The sequence below is a fragment of the Adhaeribacter pallidiroseus genome (genome assembly GCF_003340495.1).
Classification (GTDB): Bacteria; Bacteroidota; Bacteroidia; order Cytophagales; family Hymenobacteraceae; genus Adhaeribacter; species Adhaeribacter pallidiroseus.
In genome coordinates this window covers 1,828,393-1,844,804 of sequence record NZ_QASA01000001.1, presented here as the reverse complement: position 1 = coordinate 1,844,804, position 16,412 = coordinate 1,828,393, and the positions used below count along the sequence as shown (strand labels likewise).

The 16,412-nt window shown below is 42.0% G+C and carries 11 protein-coding genes, 2 tRNA genes and 3 rRNA genes; 7 read left to right on the top strand and 9 right to left on the bottom strand.

Annotated features, from left to right (window positions below; all coding sequences use genetic code 11):
- Nucleotides 1-140: 140 nt before the first annotated feature.
- The gene (locus AHMF7616_RS07155; RefSeq protein WP_115372264.1) at nucleotides 141-1,178 is read right to left on the bottom strand and encodes a hypothetical protein; all 1,038 of its coding nucleotides are present in this window, start codon (nucleotides 1,176-1,178) and stop codon (nucleotides 141-143) included.
- A gap of 1,265 nt (nucleotides 1,179-2,443) precedes the next feature.
- Between AHMF7616_RS07155 and AHMF7616_RS07150 the strand changes: the two genes are divergently transcribed.
- The 3 genes from AHMF7616_RS07150 to AHMF7616_RS07135 all read left to right on the top strand — a co-directional run bounded on the left by AHMF7616_RS07150 (nucleotide 2,444) and on the right by AHMF7616_RS07135 (nucleotide 4,800).
- On the top strand, nucleotides 2,444-2,695 hold the full coding sequence (locus tag AHMF7616_RS07150; protein WP_115372263.1) for a hypothetical protein: 252 nt from the start codon (nucleotides 2,444-2,446) through the stop codon (nucleotides 2,693-2,695).
- Between the two features lie 650 nt (nucleotides 2,696-3,345).
- A complete protein-coding gene (locus AHMF7616_RS07140; protein ID WP_115372261.1) occupies nucleotides 3,346-4,140 on the top strand; it encodes a sensor histidine kinase in 795 nt (264 codons plus the stop codon).
- A 9-nt stretch (nucleotides 4,141-4,149) separates the two neighbouring features.
- Nucleotides 4,150-4,800 carry a response regulator transcription factor gene (locus tag AHMF7616_RS07135; RefSeq protein ID WP_115372260.1) on the top strand — a complete coding sequence of 217 codons (651 nt, stop codon included), beginning with the start codon at nucleotides 4,150-4,152 and terminating at the stop codon, nucleotides 4,798-4,800.
- 253 nt (nucleotides 4,801-5,053) lie between these two features.
- Here AHMF7616_RS07135 and AHMF7616_RS07130 read toward each other — a convergent pair whose 3' ends face one another.
- The gene (locus tag AHMF7616_RS07130) at nucleotides 5,054-5,857 is read right to left on the bottom strand and encodes a LuxR C-terminal-related transcriptional regulator (protein WP_115372259.1); all 804 of its coding nucleotides are present in this window, start codon (nucleotides 5,855-5,857) and stop codon (nucleotides 5,054-5,056) included.
- A 286-nt stretch (nucleotides 5,858-6,143) separates the two neighbouring features.
- Between AHMF7616_RS07130 and AHMF7616_RS07125 the strand changes: the two genes are divergently transcribed.
- The 4 genes from AHMF7616_RS07125 (at nucleotide 6,144) to AHMF7616_RS07110 (ending at nucleotide 8,824) form a co-directional block, all read left to right on the top strand.
- Nucleotides 6,144-6,578: a hypothetical protein gene (locus AHMF7616_RS07125; RefSeq protein ID WP_147275623.1), complete on the top strand. Its 435-nt coding sequence runs from the start codon at nucleotides 6,144-6,146 to the stop codon at nucleotides 6,576-6,578.
- A gap of 134 nt (nucleotides 6,579-6,712) precedes the next feature.
- A complete protein-coding gene (locus AHMF7616_RS26340; RefSeq protein ID WP_158546117.1) occupies nucleotides 6,713-7,366 on the top strand; it encodes a hypothetical protein in 654 nt (217 codons plus the stop codon).
- Nucleotides 7,367-7,370: 4 nt separating this feature from the next.
- Nucleotides 7,371-8,162 carry a sensor histidine kinase gene (locus AHMF7616_RS07115; protein ID WP_158546116.1) on the top strand — a complete coding sequence of 264 codons (792 nt, stop codon included), beginning with the start codon at nucleotides 7,371-7,373 and terminating at the stop codon, nucleotides 8,160-8,162.
- 11 nt (nucleotides 8,163-8,173) lie between these two features.
- The gene (locus AHMF7616_RS07110; protein WP_115372255.1) at nucleotides 8,174-8,824 is read left to right on the top strand and encodes a response regulator transcription factor; all 651 of its coding nucleotides are present in this window, start codon (nucleotides 8,174-8,176) and stop codon (nucleotides 8,822-8,824) included.
- Nucleotides 8,825-9,076: 252 nt separating this feature from the next.
- On the opposite strand, the gene rrf is transcribed toward AHMF7616_RS07110, so the two are convergent.
- From rrf to tsaB, 7 genes are all read right to left on the bottom strand, one after another.
- Nucleotides 9,077-9,188: ribosomal RNA gene (gene rrf, locus AHMF7616_RS07105) — 5S ribosomal RNA — on the bottom strand.
- A gap of 157 nt (nucleotides 9,189-9,345) precedes the next feature.
- A 23S ribosomal RNA gene (locus AHMF7616_RS07100) occupies nucleotides 9,346-12,237 on the bottom strand.
- Between the two features lie 215 nt (nucleotides 12,238-12,452).
- A tRNA-Ala gene (locus AHMF7616_RS07095) sits at nucleotides 12,453-12,526 on the bottom strand.
- A gap of 13 nt (nucleotides 12,527-12,539) precedes the next feature.
- A tRNA-Ile gene (locus AHMF7616_RS07090) sits at nucleotides 12,540-12,613 on the bottom strand.
- Nucleotides 12,614-12,823: 210 nt separating this feature from the next.
- A 16S ribosomal RNA gene (locus tag AHMF7616_RS07085) occupies nucleotides 12,824-14,344 on the bottom strand.
- The 16S, 23S and 5S rRNA genes sit together here with 2 tRNA genes alongside, the layout of an rRNA operon.
- Before the next feature lie 731 nt (nucleotides 14,345-15,075).
- On the bottom strand, nucleotides 15,076-15,585 hold the full coding sequence (locus AHMF7616_RS07075; protein ID WP_115372253.1) for a DUF2480 family protein: 510 nt from the start codon (nucleotides 15,583-15,585) through the stop codon (nucleotides 15,076-15,078).
- The gene (tsaB, locus tag AHMF7616_RS07070; protein WP_115372252.1) at nucleotides 15,582-16,283 is read right to left on the bottom strand and encodes a tRNA (adenosine(37)-N6)-threonylcarbamoyltransferase complex dimerization subunit type 1 TsaB; all 702 of its coding nucleotides are present in this window, start codon (nucleotides 16,281-16,283) and stop codon (nucleotides 15,582-15,584) included. The genes AHMF7616_RS07075 and tsaB overlap by 4 nt, the downstream gene beginning before the upstream one ends.
- Nucleotides 16,284-16,412: the final 129 nt, after the last annotated feature.

The window sequence follows — 16,412 nt, the reverse complement described above, 5'->3', positions numbered from 1 at the left end:
CGTATTATATTATAAATCAGAAAGTTAACTCTGTACTTTTAAAATGTTAATGGCTATTCTAATTTGTCCTTTTACTTATAATTGCTATTAATTTGTAGTAACTGATTTATTTGAATATTTCCTTGCTCCTACTACTTCTGTTACTCCTTCGCTACTAAATCTCCCGCAAACTCCATGAAAGTAGGCTTGTAATCGCGGGTGATTTTGCCGTTTTTAATGGTAGTTTTGGTAAATGTGCAAGGACCTAGATAGTTGCTGTCTATCTCGAAGGTTAGATTGGATAAATCCGCCAGAATGCCTTTGTTTTTGCTTTCGGCTAGTTCGGCGGCTAAGGCTAGTTTGGGGTAATCTTCAAGGAGCAGGTAAGCGGCGCAGAGGTTTTCGACCAAGGCAATGCCTACTTTTTTATTGATCTCGCTTTTCTTGTCGGTCCAGTTTACTTTTTTGAGATGGTTTTCCCATACGGTAGTCGCCTGCTGTAGCTTTTCTTTATCGGGTTCGGCGGTGGCAATGGCGGTAGCAAAACTGGTGGTAGCCTGGTTAATTTCTTGGTAAGCCGGGATGGTACCATCGAGGATGTTGGTTACCAGGCGTACTTCGTAGGTACTGGGCGTTAAGTCGTAATCCACGCGGCTGTGTACTTTTTCTACCAAATATTTGGTAAGGTCCGATACCAAGGCATTTTTCATGTAAATGTCCATCTCGGTTTGGGAGCTGAACGACGGGGTACTGAAAACGCCCCCTTCTCTTTGGTAAGAGGCAATAATGTCGCCGGTGGCTTTATCTACTAAATCGTAGCCGTAGTCGGCTTTGTAGGTTACGTTGTAGTAAGCCTTCTTTTTGCCGCCGCTGTCATCCAGTTGCAAAGTTTTGTCGGCGCTATATACGTTTTTAATCCGCATTTTTAGAGTTAGATCACCGTCGGCTTTTTGGTACTTGAGGCCTTGCAGTTTGGGTTTTTCGCCGACGGGAACCACCATGTCGCCGTAGTCGTATTCAATGGAGAAAGAGCTGTATTTGGGCGTGAGCATTACAACCGGCGATTTGCGGTAAGTCGTCCGGATTTTATCGTTTTTAATTTTTTGGGCAACAGCCGGAACCGTTGAAAGAACTACCAAGATTAACAACGCCACTAATACACGGCTGCTGCCCTTACACAATAAGCATACTTTTTTCATGGTTTTGGATAAATTAAATTGTTTTATAATAAGTTTTTTTTAAGTCATAGTAGTAAGCATTCCTCAAGAGTCTGTCTCAGTAACAAGATAATATAGTACTATACTAAGTACAATTTAGAAGTAATCCAGAAGATTCAATTATACATTCCAATCAGATGATGATTGTTACCGGGTACTTATTAAAATTTTAAAAAATTTAATTATTGATTACAGTGCAGTTCATTTCCAACAAAAATGTAGCACTAATACCTAAATTAGCGATTAAGTTATCCTGCTCCGATCGATGGAAGTGCTTTCGTTCTTCCGTACTTTGGTCTCCTCCCCTAGACGCAGCGGTTTTAGGTTTGAGTGAGTAGCCGTCATCTTTCTGGAGGAAAAATCATTTTAAATGGTTATTAAATTTGGCTTTTTATTTAACTACGCTTATTGAGCTAGGGAGCTTAGTTTGTGGAAGGAAGAGCTTTGTTTATTTAATCTTGCAGAATTGGCAGATTTCTAACGCCCTCCTTTTGAAAAGTAAGTTTATTCAATCCATAATCCGCGTAAAAATTTGGTTACCATGGTTTGTTATTAATTCTCATTTAAAAATCCAGTACTAGCCCTTACACTAGGGCTGCTGGGGACTGCCTGAGGTCTGTCGTATTATTTTCTATAAGTTAATGCCGGTTATACGCATGTAACTTGTTGTAAAAGTGTATCTAGTGCATTAAGTAAGTTGGAAAAGAATATATACCATTGATCTATTACAAAATTAAGATTCCTGTTGTTTTTAAAGACAGTAGAGTACTACAAGCTATATCTTTAGAACTTTGCAACTTGCTTTTTTAATTATTTAATAGCAGGCACTTATATGTTAAAATTAGGTTCGGGATTTAAGGAGGCAGGTGGCCAGAAGGTTCTATATTTAATTTAGTTTAGTTTGCTAAATCAAACAGATTTATTCCAGAGATTTTGAAGAACTAAAATTTTAAAATAGGTATACCTGTAAATCTATAAGCCAGCTAATTATAATGCAATGTGATTTTTCACATTGTATTGTTGCTACAAATTGCGTTTATTTCTCACTTTAATAGTTGCGGTTGCAGTTAAAAAACAATCCTGTATGTATAAAATCTTGCTCAACTTTAAATTTTCAACCACTTAAATCTAATTTTTAAATTTTTTCTAAGACCAAAAGAGAGTTAACCCGAAATACTAACACCCCCTCTCTTGTGCTGGTTGATTAATACGCTTTTTCATTTCTTTAAATCTATAAAAAACCTATTATGGCAAACGAACAGTTTATTTATTCTTCGGAGTACATTTTTTCCGCGGCCGACTTGAAAAGGCTTCTCGATGGTGCAACTGATCCGGCTACCACTGATGTGGCCATTCAGGTTTTAATTAGCCGCAGCGAAACCGAAAAAAAAGTGTTTAACATTGTAGTGCAGGCAGTATTAGCTGACCAGGAAGGCACCCCTCAGCTCCAGGTTATGACTGACCGGGTATACGGTTGCCCCCGACCGCCGAGCTGCTGAGGCTATATTAAGTTTAGTTAACCTTCCGGTAGAATGCTATCAGAAATAACGAAGTTTTTAGATGTAATCTCTCTGCTATTAGTAGTAGTTTACTTGTTTCAAAACCAATTGAACTGCAAGAGAGATTACATCTTCTGGTTTATTCTTACCCAAACAATTATCAATGGTACAGCCAATTTTTACGATAAAATATTACTCCAAAACAATTTATTTTTGTATCACCTCAACTGCGGTGCTTCCTTTTTAATATTATCAATTTATTATTTTCGAATTAGTGCTTTCAAAAGCATTCGCTTCTTTATTCTGGTTATGTTTTTTGTGTTCACCGTTTTTTTTACCGTGAATATCCTTACCTGGGAAAACCTGCAGTCTTTTAACAGCAATTCGTACAGCGTGGCCAGTTTGTTTATTGTTATTTATTCTTTTCTTTATTACTTAGAAAATTTACTACGTCCGGCTACGGTAGCTATCACTAAATCCAAGGATTTTTGGTTTATAACCGGATTTTTCACCTACTACGCCAGCTGCTTTTTCATTTTTGTGACATTTAAAAAACTTACCCAGAGCAATACAAAAGACGTGGGCCTACTCTGGCAAATCCACAATGTACTTTATCTCATTCTGTGTATTTATCTTTTTAAAGGAATTATATGCAAGCCCTTGCCGGAGAAATACAATTTGTAATTGCGGTTACCTTATTAATTTTAATTTTTACTTCTTTTGTCATCATTTTTATGTTGATTCATCAGCGGCGCTATCACCAGTATTTGCGCGAAAAAGAAGAAATTAGAATTAACTACCAGCAAACCATTTTAAGAACGCAATTAGAAGTGCAAGAACAAACTTTCCGGACCATTGCACAGGAAATTCACGATAACATCAACCAGGTACTTTCGCTGATCCGCTTAAACTTAAGTACTCTTAAACCAAAACTGAACAGCATTAGCGCCAATAAGATAAATTCGAGTAAAGAATTATTGGATTCAGTTAGCCGGGAACTACGTGATTTATCCAAGAGATTAAACCCCGAATTTATTAACCGGCAAAGCCTAGCTGAATCTTTATCTTTTCAAGTGGACCTTCTGAAAAAAACCGAACTCTACAACATTAACCTGGAAGTACATGGCGATGTGCGGACGCTCGATTCAGAAAAGAAATTAATTGTTTTCCGGATTGCTCAGGAAGCCCTAAACAATATTATCAAGCATGCGCAGGCCACTACCATTTCGGTGTTGCTCATGTACGTACCCGCTAAAATTATTTTAAGCATTAAAGACGATGGTCGTGGATTTGACTTAGCCGAAGTAACTGCCGAACATAATCCGGACGCGGGAACCGGTACGTTAAACATGCAATACCGAGCCAGATTAATTGGCGCCGATTTTAGCTTGCACAGCAAACCAGGACTTGGAACTTTAGTATTACTGGTATTGCCCAACGATTAAACCAGTTGCATGGAAGTTCTTAAAATTACGAAAGTAGTTCTTGTTGATGATCATAAACTATTCCGGAAAGGAATGGTAGAGTTAATTAATGGATTTTCGCGTTATACTGTTTTGTGGGAAGCGGAAAATGGCCGTGATTTTATTCAAAAATTGGTTCAGCAACCCTTGCCCGACATTGTTTTATTAGATGTGAGTATGCCCATTATGGATGGCTACCAAACCGCCCGTTGGCTGGAGCAATATCATCCGGAAGTAAAAGTACTGGCCCTTTCGATGCATGACGATGATGAAACTATACTGGAAATGCTGCACGCTGGCGTAAATGGTTACGTATTAAAAAATGCCGAACCAGCTGAGGTAAAGGCTGCTTTAAGAGCGATGGAACAACAAGGGTCTTACTACACTACCCGCGTACGGGAAATACTCGCTCGTGGAATATTCCAGCCGAAACCCATTTTAGTAGAGTTAACCCCTCGGGAAATTGAATTCTTAAAATTAGCTTGTACGGAACTGCCTTACAAGTCATTTGCTCCGCTTTTAAAAGTAAATCCGCGCACTGTAGAAGATTGCCGCGACCGCTTATTTAAAAAACTAGAAGTAGTATCACGCGTTGGCCTGGTAATCTACGCTATCAAACATAAAATTTATAAAATGGAATAAAAATCACCCTGGTTTTAAAATCAGCTTTAATGCGTTAAATGTTACAGCTTTTTACCTAAATTTTAAAAAAACAACTGAGAACAAAGTTTTAGCGGTGGGTGGCGGCGGCCCGAAAAGGTTGCAGGATTTCGGGCCGGGCCAAGGAGAGAAAATGGCAGAAATAGATAATTCCACCGAAGGGATAAAGCATTTTTAAAATTAGTTTTTTGGTGATACACCGGTATGAAGTATTAAGCTTTTAAAGTCAGGAGGATTAAATAAGCTTATTTGTTAAAGCAAACTGAATTAATCCGCCAGTGTTGGGAGTATTGGTTTTTTCGATGATCTTCTGGCGGTGGGTATTTACCGTATGAAAACTAATCCGGAGCATATCCGCTATTATTTTACTACTGTAGCCATCCGCTATTAATTTTAGGACTTCTTTTTCGCGTTTACTCAATAAATCGTTGCATAAAGGCACTTCACTCTCTTCATGAGTAGTCCATTCCTGGCAGGCTTCGTTTTGCGGCGAAATAATAGTGGCCGTTAAAGCTTCGGCTTTTTTCCAATTTGTAATATCCGTGCAAACGCCTAATAAGTACCGGATACTGTCTTGCTCGTTGGTCCGCAAAAGCGTATTTTGCTCCAATAACCGGGCGTAGCTACCATCGGCTTTGCGCAGGCGGTAGTCGCAGTTAAATCGATAGCTGAAACGTTTTTTAGCCGGTAAGGCTAATAAATACTCCCATACCTGCCGCATTAACCGCCAAAGATGCGGAGCATCATCCGGGTGAACCCGTTCTTTAGCAAAGGGTAATCCGCCTTGCATCCAGATTTCAGGAGCATATCCTAGTATTCGTTGGATATTATTACTCACAAAAACATACTTTTTAGTATGAAGATCAAAAACCCAGGTAATGCACGGGCTTAACAAAAGCGCTTGATCAGTGGGCATTAAATGCCGAAAACCCGTATTTTCGGGTTGGGTGGGATGCAGCCGGTTTTGCCACAAGTGTAGCAAATCGCGATATGATTTACCGGATGCACAATTTAAACGAGAAGTTGGTAGTTTTTTCATTTCACTTGCTGCTTTAGAAAGAATAAACAGAACCGCCGGACACTTACTCTCCGGACAGAACAAAGCTCATTTTTTTTTAATGCTGCCACAAGGTGCAGATCTACTTGACTATACTGGGATTTTTGTACTGTTTTACTAACAACATCCCGTTAAGAATACGATGATTTTCAGTACATTAATGGGAAAAATCACCTACCTTCTCCGCCAAGAGTACCTTATATTAGCATCTTCAAAGCCTTATACTTCCTCAATCTATAAAACCATCCAAACCCAAATTGTTAAACCTATGAAAAATCAAAAATCCACCCAGTCAGAAATCACCCGGGATTGTACCAATTTCAAGAATTATTTAAAAAATCAATTTGAAGTAGAAAATTTCGGCGAGTTTATTTGCACTTATACTTTTCCTATTGCCGAGATGGAAGCTTTGAAAGAAGCAGCGGCTCAGCTTGGTAAAAAGCCCGTCTCGCTTCGCTTATATTATGGTTGTAATGCCGATGGTACCGGCCATAAGCTGTATATGTCTTTACTGGATAATCAAGGCAAAATAATTGTGGATTCCAGTACCTTAAGTAATAATAACGTTAATAAAACGATTCTAAACGAAACAGAGTTAGCGGAGGTAAGTTTAAATGGTGGTTCCGTAATGGCTTTAAATTCAGAAAGAAAATGCCCACCGGGTGGTACCAGCGATAGCTTCATTCAAACACTTTTTGCCTAAATTTTTAAACTTACCGGATCTTTACTGGCAATTTTTTAAACCAAAATTATACTTTCGGTAACTAAGTGAAAATGCTATAATCTATTTTTTAAAAAATCTATTAACCACTAGTTCAACACGAAATCTTCCTTCAGATGATTGATGTTTATTTAAACATATCGCTTTTACTCTGTTTGATGTGTTTGTTTTTGATTAAAAGAAGAGTACTTACACTGGAACAAAAAATTATTGGCTTGCTGGTTACTGTTACTTTGCCATTTGAACTTTATGCCGGTTATCTACAGTCATTTAACAGTAATAATCTTTTTGTTTACCATCTATTAATTCCCATTCAATACTGTTTTTACGCTTACTTGTATTTTTATTTTATTGAATTTAAGATTATCAAAAAACTTATTTTGTTTTCCATTGCGCTGGTTATAACCGCCGCAGTCGTGCTTGCGTTTACCATTCAACCTTTGAATAACTATAATTCCTATGTCATTATTTTAAGCAATTTATTATTATGTATTTGGGTACTAAGCTATTATCGACAACTTTTCGTTCATTTAACAATAGTTAACCTTAACCAGGAACCATTGTTTTGGATAAGTACTGGATTATTATTTTTTGCGCTAGGCGATTTTTTTGTAGAAGGTTTGATGAAAGCTTTGTTGGAGCAATCGCCGGAAATGGCTCGGTGGTATTATTACAATATATATGTACCAGTACTTTGCTTACTCTATGTGCTATTTATTATTTCCTTTATTTGTCGAGATATTTTTAAAAAAAAGCCCATTAGCTATTAACCTTATGTCGGATATTCCTATTATTATTACTACCGGCACCTTTATTTTCCTACTAACGGCAGGTTTTATAACTTTCTTTTTTTATTCCTACCAACAACGATTAACCGCTCACCTGAAAGAAAAAGAAGAACTAAAAATTATTTTTCAGAATGAAAAACTTAAGGCCCAACTGGAAATGCAGGAGCAGACCTTTCATAGTATTTCCCAGGAAATTCACGATAATATCGGCCAGATACTTTCCCTTATTCGCCTTAACATTAGTACGATTAAACCAGATGATTACGCTTCTACGGAACAAAAAATTTCTATCAGTAAAGAGCTCCTGGACCAAGCCATTGAAGATTTACGGGATTTATCAAAAAGATTAAATACCGAATTTGTCAATCAGCAAAGTTTATCAGCTCTGTTGCAGTTTCAGTTAAGTTTAATCCAAAAAGCAGGATACCATCACACCACCCTAGAAGTACACGGCGAAGAAGAAGCTAATCTGGACCCAGAAAAAAAATTGATTATTTTCCGAATTGCCCAGGAAGCCTTGAATAATGTAATAAAACATGCCGCAGCCCAAAACATAGCAGTAGCTTTAGTGTACTTATCTGATAAAATTATATTAAGTATTAAAGATGATGGTCGGGGACTGAATCCGAGCAAACACTCTCTCATAACAGGTTGGGCCAACGGGGTAGGCACTTATAATATGTATTACCGGGCCCACCTGATCGGAGCAGAATTTAGTTTACAAAGCCATCCTGGCGAAGGCACTTTGGCTCATCTGATTTTGCCCCTTGCTTCCTAAACAAATATACTATGGAGTTAACAGAACCAACTAAAGTAGTATTAGTAGACGACCATAAATTATTCCGGAAAGGAATGGTTGAGTTAATTAATGGGTTTACGGGCTATATGGTAGCGTGGGAAGCGGAAAATGGCCGCGATTTTATTCACAAATTAACCACATTCGGCTTGCCCGAAGTAGTTTTATTAGATATCAGCATGCCAGTTATGGATGGTTTTGAAACGGCTCAATGGATGGAGCATCACTATCCGGAAGTAAAAATCTTAGCTCTATCTATGCATAACGACAATGAAACCATCAAGAAAATGTTAAAATCTGGGGTAAACGGTTATGTTTTAAAAAATGCCGATCCTTTAGAACTTCAAATTGCTTTACAGGCCTTAGAAGAAGAAGGATCGTATTACTCAAACCGGGTAACAGCTATATTGATAGAAGATCTAAATAAACCAAAAAAAATTAAAGTAGAACTCACTGACCGCGAAATAGAATTTTTAAAATTAGCTTGTACGGAACTATGCTACAAAGCCTTTGCTCCTATTTTAAAAGTGCACCCACGGGTAGTAGAAACCATCCGCGAAAATTTATTTAAAAAGTTACAAGTTGAGTCACGTGTTGGACTAGTCATCTACGCCATTAAACATAAATTTTTTAAAGTAGAGTGAATAATTTTAATAGGTAGTTATTTTGAATACTTACACTTTAACGCAATCTATTAACGGTACTTTTCTTATATTAAAATATTTTTTATTAAACAATTTTCTAAAAAGAAGGGGGTAAAAGAGTAGACTCTGTGGCAGAACAAGCAAGGAGATCTTAAAATACTAAAGAGAAGAGCGGGATGGCTTGCCATTCGAAGGGTTGTAAGGCAAAACGCCCCGGCCTGATTCAAGGCTGGGGCGGAAGGGAAAAAAGGGGGTTGGCGGTTACCTACTCTCCCGCATGTGATTGCAGTACCATTGGCGCTACGGGGCTTAACTGCTCTGTTCGGAAAGGGAAGAGGTGAACACCCGCGCTATAACCACCATTACTATACGTTCCTGTTACCAGGAAAGAAGCGGACTCACGCCGCTTTGATGTTTGAAAGTTCTTAGGCTAGTACATAGTAGCTAGCATATTGTTTAACATAAATAGGTAAGAGAAGCAGAGCTCGAGTAAATCCGAGTGAAAAGGAAACGAAGGGCTTTTAAGAAAGCTTACGGGTAATTAGTACGGCTCAGCTGTGCTATTTCTAGCTTTACACCTACCGCCTATCAACGTGATCATCTTTCACGACCCTTCAAAGAAATCTCATCTTGAGGTGAGTTTCGCACTTAGATGCTTTCAGCGCTTATCTCATCCGAGCGTAGCTACCCGGCGCTGCAGCTGGCGCCACAACCGGTGCACTAGCGGCTCGTCCAACCCGGTCCTCTCGTACTAAGGTCAGGTCCTCGCAAATTTCTTACGCCCACAACAGATAGGGACCGAACTGTCTCACGACGTTCTGAACCCAGCTCGCGTGCCACTTTAATCGGCGAACAGCCGAACCCTTGGGACCTTCTCCAGCCCCAGGACGTGACGAGCCGACATCGAGGTGCCAAACCTCCCCGTCGATATGAGCTCTTGGGGGAGATCAGCCTGTTATCCCCGGCGTACCTTTTATCCTTTGAGCGATGGCCCTTCCATGCGGAACCACCGGATCACTATATCCTACTTTCGTACCTGCTCGGCTTGTTGGCCTCACAGTCAAGCACCCTTCTGCTATTGCACTCTACGCACGGTTACCAAGCGTGCTGAGGGTACCTTTGAAAGCCTCCGTTACTCTTTTGGAGGCGACCACCCCAGTCAAACTACCCACCAAACACTGTTTCCGTTGCCAGATTAGGCTCCAAATAACTCAAGGGTGGTATTTCAACGTTGACTCCACGACGCCTGGCGACGCCGCTTCCTAGTCTCCCACCTATCCTACACATGAGTTATCCAGAGTCAATGTTAAGCTATAGTAAAGGTGCACGGGGTCTTTCCGTCCCGTTGCGGGTACTCGGCATCTTCACCGAGACTACAATTTCACCGAGCTCACGGCTGAGACAGCGCCCAGATCGTTACACCATTCGTGCAGGTCGGAACTTACCCGACAAGGAATTTCGCTACCTTAGGACCGTTATAGTTACGGCCGCCGTTTACTGGGGCTTCGATTCAGAGCTTCGCCTTGCGGCTAACCCCCCCTCTTAACCTTCCAGCACCGGGCAGGTGTCAGGCCTTATACTTCATCTTTCGATTTCGCAAAGCCATGTGTTTTTGTTAAACAGTCGCCTGGGCCTTTTCACTGCGGCTTCTGGTATTACTACCAGGAAGCGCCCCTTCTCCCGAAGTTACAGGGCCATTTTGCCGAGTTCCTTGGCCGTGATTCACTCGAGCGCCTGAGGATACTCTCCTCGACTACCTGTGTCGGTTTACGGTACGGGTAGCTTATTAGTAAACGCTTAGCGGGTTTTCTTGGAAGTCGGCTTAGGGTCATATCACCGCCCCCGAAGGGTTGGTGTACTATCAGCTTTCATCATCTCCGGCGGATTTGCCTACCAGAAATATAACTACGGCCTTCAACGTACTATTCCGTCAGTACGCAGACCTTTCACTCCTCCGTCACCACATCACTCTAATAAGCTAGTACGGGAATATTAACCCGTTGTCCATCGACTTAACCTGTCGGTATTGCCTTAGGACCCGACTAACCCTGAACCGATTAGCGTTGTTCAGGAAACCTTAGTCTTGCGGCGGGCAGGTTTCTCACCTGCCTTATCGTTACTTATGCCTACATTTGCTTTTCTCAACGCTCCAGCACCCATGACCAGGTACCTTCTACGCGGTTGAGAATGCTCCCCTACCACAGGTATTGCTACCTATCCATCGCTTCGGTATTATACTTGATGCCCGATTATTATCGATGCCCTGTCGCTCGACCAGTGAGCTGTTACGCACTCTTTAAATGAATGGCTGCTTCCAAGCCAACATCCTGGCTGTCAAAGCAACTGGACCTCCTTTGTTCAACTTAGTATAAATTTAGGGACCTTAGCGGATGGTCTGGGTTGTTTCCCTCTCGGCCTGGGACCTTAGCACCCCAAGCCTCACTGCCGTGTATATTTACTAGCATTCGGAGTTCGTCTGGATTCGGTAGGATGTGACTCCCCCTAGTCCAATCGGTAGCTCTACCTCTAGCAAACTCTTACCACGACGCTGTTCCTAAAAACATTTCGGGGAGTACGAGCTATTTCTCAGTTTGATTGGCCTTTCACCCCTACCCTCAACTCATCCAAATCCTTTTCAACGGAAACTGGTTCGGTCCTCCATGTGGTGTTACCCACACTTCAACCTGGTCAAGGGTAGATCACAAAGTTTCGCGTCTACCCCCCCTGACTATGCGCCCTATTCAGACTCGCTTTCGCTGCGGCTCCGATTATCGATAATCTTAACCTTGCCAGAGAGGCGTAACTCGTAGGCTCATTATGCAAAAGGCACGCCGTCAGTCCACGAAAGACCTCCGACCGCTTGTAAGCGTATGGTTTCAGGTTCTATTTCACTCCTTTATTCAAGGTTCTTTTCACCTTTCCCTCACGGTACTGGTTCACTATCGGTCTCTCAAAAGTATTTAGCCTTACCGGATGGTACCGGCAGATTCAGACGGGATTTCACTGGTCCCGCCCTACTCAGGATCCCACTAAGGCTGAAAAACTTACGCTGACAGGGCTTTCACCTTCTCTGGCTTACCTTTCCAGGTAATTTAGCTTCCTTTTTCAGTCCCATCTCGTGGTCCTACAACCCCGTAGTTGCCGTAACAACTATGGTTTGGGCTCTTCCGCGTTCGCTCGCCACTACTTACGGAATCATTCTTATTTTCTCTTCCTCCGGGTACTTAGATGTTTCAGTTCTCCGGGTTTGCCCCCCTTGCGGGGTGACTAGTCTTCAACTAGCCGGGTTGCCCCATTCAGAAATCTCGGGATCACTTCGTATGTGCCAATCCCCCGAGCTTATCGCAGCTTATCACGTCTTTCTTCGCCTTTGAGAGCCTAGGCATCCCCCATACGCCCTTAGTAACTTTCTTAAAAAATCGTTTACTCTTTACTCGTATTTTTGTCTACTCTAGTTTCTTCTCTTACCATTATGTCAAAGAACTTTAGCTTAAGTGGCAGGTTCTAAGTTGCAAGTTACAAGTTATCAATCACTGAATACTCGCTGCTTGCTCCTTTTAAACTGTTCCTTAAATCTAGTAGTAAAGACCCGCTGTCTTTACTGATGTATAATCTTTTAAATTAAGTGTGGAGAATAACGGAGTCGAACCGTTGACCTCCTGCGTGCAAAGCAGGCGCTCTAGCCAGCTGAGCTAATCCCCCTAGTTTTATAGAGTGGGCCTGCCTGGACTCGAACCAGGGACCTCTACATTATCAGTGTAGCGCTCTAACCACCTGAGCTACAAGCCCTCATCTTTTCGTTGAGTTGCCAGCGCCGGCTTCTAAGCTGTTAAGTCCTTTTCTGTTCCGTTCTGCCCGGCTTTTAGCTCTTTTGCTTACACGCAGCTGTGCTACCACTTCTTTTTGTTTGACTAACCACCTGCTGTGGCTAATCTATTATTGTTTGAATAAGGGAAAGAGAATAGTAATCCAATCAAGAGTAGTAACAATCAGCTCCAGAAAGGAGGTGATCCAGCCGCACCTTCCGGTACGGCTACCTTGTTACGACTTAGCCCCAGTTACCAGTTTTACCCTAAACGGCTCCTTAACGGTTACCGTCTTCAGGTCTCCCTGACTTCCATGGCTTGACGGGCGGTGTGTACAAGGCCCGGGAACGTATTCACCGCGTCATTGCTGATACGCGATTACTAGCGATTCCAGCTTCATGAGGTCGAGTTGCAGACCTCAATCCGAACTGAGAACGGTTTTTTGAGATTGGCATCTTATTACTAAGTAGCGACCCTCTGTACCGCCCATTGTAGCACGTGTGTAGCCCTAGGCGTAAGGGCCATGATGACTTGACGTCGTCCCCACCTTCCTCACTGCTTGCGCAGGCAGTCTCTCTAGAGTCCCCACCATCACGTGCTGGCAACTAAAGATAGGGGTTGCGCTCGTTGCGGGACTTAACCCAACACCTCACGGCACGAGCTGACGACAGCCATGCAGCACCTTGCTTTGTGCCCCGAAGGGAAGCCTCATCTCTGAGGCGGTCACGCGCATTCTAGCCTAGGTAAGGTTCCTCGCGTATCATCGAATTAAACCACATGCTCCACCGCTTGTGCGGGCCCCCGTCAATTCCTTTGAGTTTCACCCTTGCGGGCGTACTCCCCAGGTGGATAACTTAACGCTTTCGCTAAGACGCTGACCGTGTATCGCCAACATCGAGTTATCATCGTTTACAGCGTGGACTACCAGGGTATCTAATCCTGTTCGCTCCCCACGCTTTCGTGCCTCAGCGTCAGTTACAGCCTAGTAAGCTGCCTTCGCAATCGGAGTTCTGGATCGTATCTATGCATTTCACCGCTACACGATCCATTCCGCCTACCTCGTCTGTACTCAAGCCTAACAGTATCCATGGCAGTTCAACAGTTGAGCTGTTGGCTTTCACCACGGACTTATTACGCCGCCTACGCACCCTTTAAACCCAATAAATCCGGACAACGCTTGCACCCTCCGTATTACCGCGGCTGCTGGCACGGAGTTAGCCGGTGCTTATTCACCAGGTACCGTCAGTTCCCTTCGCAAAGGTATTTTCTTCCCTGGTAAAAGCCGTTTACAACCCAGAAGGCCTTCATCCGGCACGCGGCATGGCTGGGTCAGCCTTTCGGCCATTGCCCAATATTCCCTACTGCTGCCTCCCGTAGGAGTCTGGTCCGTATCTCAGTACCAGTGTGGGGGATCATCCTCTCAGAACCCCTAGTCATCGTCGCCTTGGTGAGCCGTTACCTCTACCAACTAGCTAATGACACGCATGCCCATCTTTTATCGCCTCAGCTTTAACTGTCTTCAGATGCCCTCAAACAGTATTATGCGGTATTAATCCGAATTTCTTCGGGCTATCCCCCAATAAAAGGTAGGTTGCATACGCGTTACGCACCCGTGCGCCACTAACTGGAGTATTGCTACCCCAGCCCGTTCGACTTGCATGTATTAGGCCTGCCGCTAGCGTTCATCCTGAGCCAGGATCAAACTCTCCATTGTATGATATAATTACGAGTATTCCTACTCTTATTTGTCTCGCTGGATTGTTACCCTTGCTCTCTTTTTTAACATAAGACCCTCTAACCCCGTAAGGTTAAATCTAGCACTTATGCGGTTTACTATTCTCTTCTTCCACTCATTCAAAGAACTTCTACCAACCCCTGCCGGATTGATCTTGTACTACTGCTAATTAGTAGCTCTCTCGTCATCGTTTCCTATCTCTCTCGTTAGAGAAATCCCTTCTTTTTGTTTGGGAGTGCAAAGATCTACATCTTTTTCCACTTCTCCAAATCTTAAAAGAAAATATTTTGTCTTTTTCTACCCTTTAAGCTTGCAACCACTCCTTATCTGCTTCCCGGCTTCCGCTAAACCCTACTCTTTTTATAACCTCAGCCTGCTGCTGTTTTGGGAGGACAAAGGTCTCCTTTCTTTCCGAAAATTCCAAATTTTTAAAGAATATATTTTTAAATGGCTTCCTACTCGCTCTCCCTCAAAGCTAAGCCAGCGGCCGACTACCCCCTTTTCTTCCTTTCGGTTCGCAAAGATAATACGTCCGCCTTCCCTTTTCCTAATCCTTTGCCTTCTTTTCCTTTTTCCAAACCCCAAAGCCCTTGCTGCCAAACTATAAAATCTTTTAAGGCCCTAAAAACATCGCTCTCCACCTTACCGCTGCAGCATACTCCCCCGGTTCGGTCCAACACTCACTAGGCTAATGGGATTATGGTACGCAATTAAAATTTTAATTTTTTATAAATTGGCACGGTACTACAAGGCTCACCATACATAATGCTACTAGCTACAGGTAGTAGCTTGTGCATGATTTCAACGTAGGCAAAATCAGGAACTGTTATACTACTACAACCTTTAACTACTATTTTAGCATTCATGTATTCATCCGGATTAATGTTAGCGATGGCTTCTTGTATTAAAGCTTGTTCTAAATTGCCCAGATTACCAAAAATATACCGGTTAGCATACATTTGCAATTTGCTGGCTACTAGCATGTAAGCCCAAGTTGGCACTATAGCATCCGCGGAATTAATCATGGCCACGTTTTTTCCGGTGTAAACCGACCAATCGTTTTCTTTAATAAAAGATCTAAAGTCTTTTTCTTTTAAAATCAAACCCATAAACAGTTGATCTTTGATATCAAAAACGACCCGTTCACCTGGATGAATCAATGCCTCTAGATTGATGGTTATCAGGGAGCTTTCCGCAACTTTATTTATGATTTCATTCATTTTTCTTCTTTATTTTTTGTACCTGCTGTAATATAAACCTCTTTCAAGTAAAATGGTTCGTAATAAGCAACATCTTCAAACTGTTGTTTATGATATTTCTGATAGGCTAAAACTCCGATTGATTTAGAGGTAACAGGTAATGAGTTAACAAATTTGTGATTACCATTATTACCTACTAAAGCTTGATACTTAATAGCCCCGCTGCCAAAAAAAATAACAGGTTGCTTTAAAGTGTAATTTTCAAAAGTTGAGGGGGATAATACCAACGGGCTGACAGGAAAGTGTTCATTTAAAAGGTGATCCACGATGCAGGTATACACCTCTTGCCGCCGGGCATCGAACATGGGGCAAAATAAAAAGTTATCGGCATTAGGAGTTACCTGGATGTGGGAATACGCTAAAGCGTGCAAGGTAGAAACTTCTATTAAGGGAATATCAAGAGAAAAGCATAAACCTTTGGCAATGGAAGTACCAATCCGCAAACCTGTGTAGGAGCCGGGTCCACTAGAAATTGCAACTGCGGCAATGTCTTCAAAAGATTTACTGCAGTTATTCAGCATTTGATTAATCAATACAGTACCATGGGAAGCATGGGATTTCTCTATCTGCAACTCCGACAAGGCTAGCAGTTGTTGATCGTGAAAAAGGGCAATCGAACAGAAAGAAGTAGAAGTGTCAAGCGCTAGTATGATTGCCATAGAATACGGAGCTTATGCGAATTGGCAAAGATATGGTTAAGAAATGCCGCAACAAAAGAGGCAAACATTACTATTCAGGAAAATAAAAAATTTCAAAAATACAGTATAAGAGTAAATTACCTTTTATGC

What these genes read in the sequence shown, in the direction of transcription:
- AHMF7616_RS07155 (WP_115372264.1), bottom strand. Translation starts at nt 1,178, where the DNA reads ATGAAAAAAGTATGCTTATTGTGTAAGGGCAGCAGCCGTGTATTAGTG.
- AHMF7616_RS07150 (WP_115372263.1), top strand. Translation starts at nt 2,444, where the DNA reads ATGGCAAACGAACAGTTTATTTATTCTTCGGAGTACATTTTTTCCGCG.
- AHMF7616_RS07140 (WP_115372261.1), top strand. Translation starts at nt 3,346, where the DNA reads ATGCAAGCCCTTGCCGGAGAAATACAATTTGTAATTGCGGTTACCTTA.
- AHMF7616_RS07135 (WP_115372260.1), top strand. Translation starts at nt 4,150, where the DNA reads ATGGAAGTTCTTAAAATTACGAAAGTAGTTCTTGTTGATGATCATAAA.
- AHMF7616_RS07130 (WP_115372259.1), bottom strand. Translation starts at nt 5,857, where the DNA reads ATGAAAAAACTACCAACTTCTCGTTTAAATTGTGCATCCGGTAAATCA.
- AHMF7616_RS07125 (WP_147275623.1), top strand. Translation starts at nt 6,144, where the DNA reads ATGAAAAATCAAAAATCCACCCAGTCAGAAATCACCCGGGATTGTACC.
- AHMF7616_RS26340 (WP_158546117.1), top strand. Translation starts at nt 6,713, where the DNA reads ATGATTGATGTTTATTTAAACATATCGCTTTTACTCTGTTTGATGTGT.
- AHMF7616_RS07115 (WP_158546116.1), top strand. Translation starts at nt 7,371, where the DNA reads ATGTCGGATATTCCTATTATTATTACTACCGGCACCTTTATTTTCCTA.
- AHMF7616_RS07110 (WP_115372255.1), top strand. Translation starts at nt 8,174, where the DNA reads ATGGAGTTAACAGAACCAACTAAAGTAGTATTAGTAGACGACCATAAA.
- AHMF7616_RS07075 (WP_115372253.1), bottom strand. Translation starts at nt 15,585, where the DNA reads ATGAATGAAATCATAAATAAAGTTGCGGAAAGCTCCCTGATAACCATC.
- tsaB (WP_115372252.1), bottom strand. Translation starts at nt 16,283, where the DNA reads ATGGCAATCATACTAGCGCTTGACACTTCTACTTCTTTCTGTTCGATT.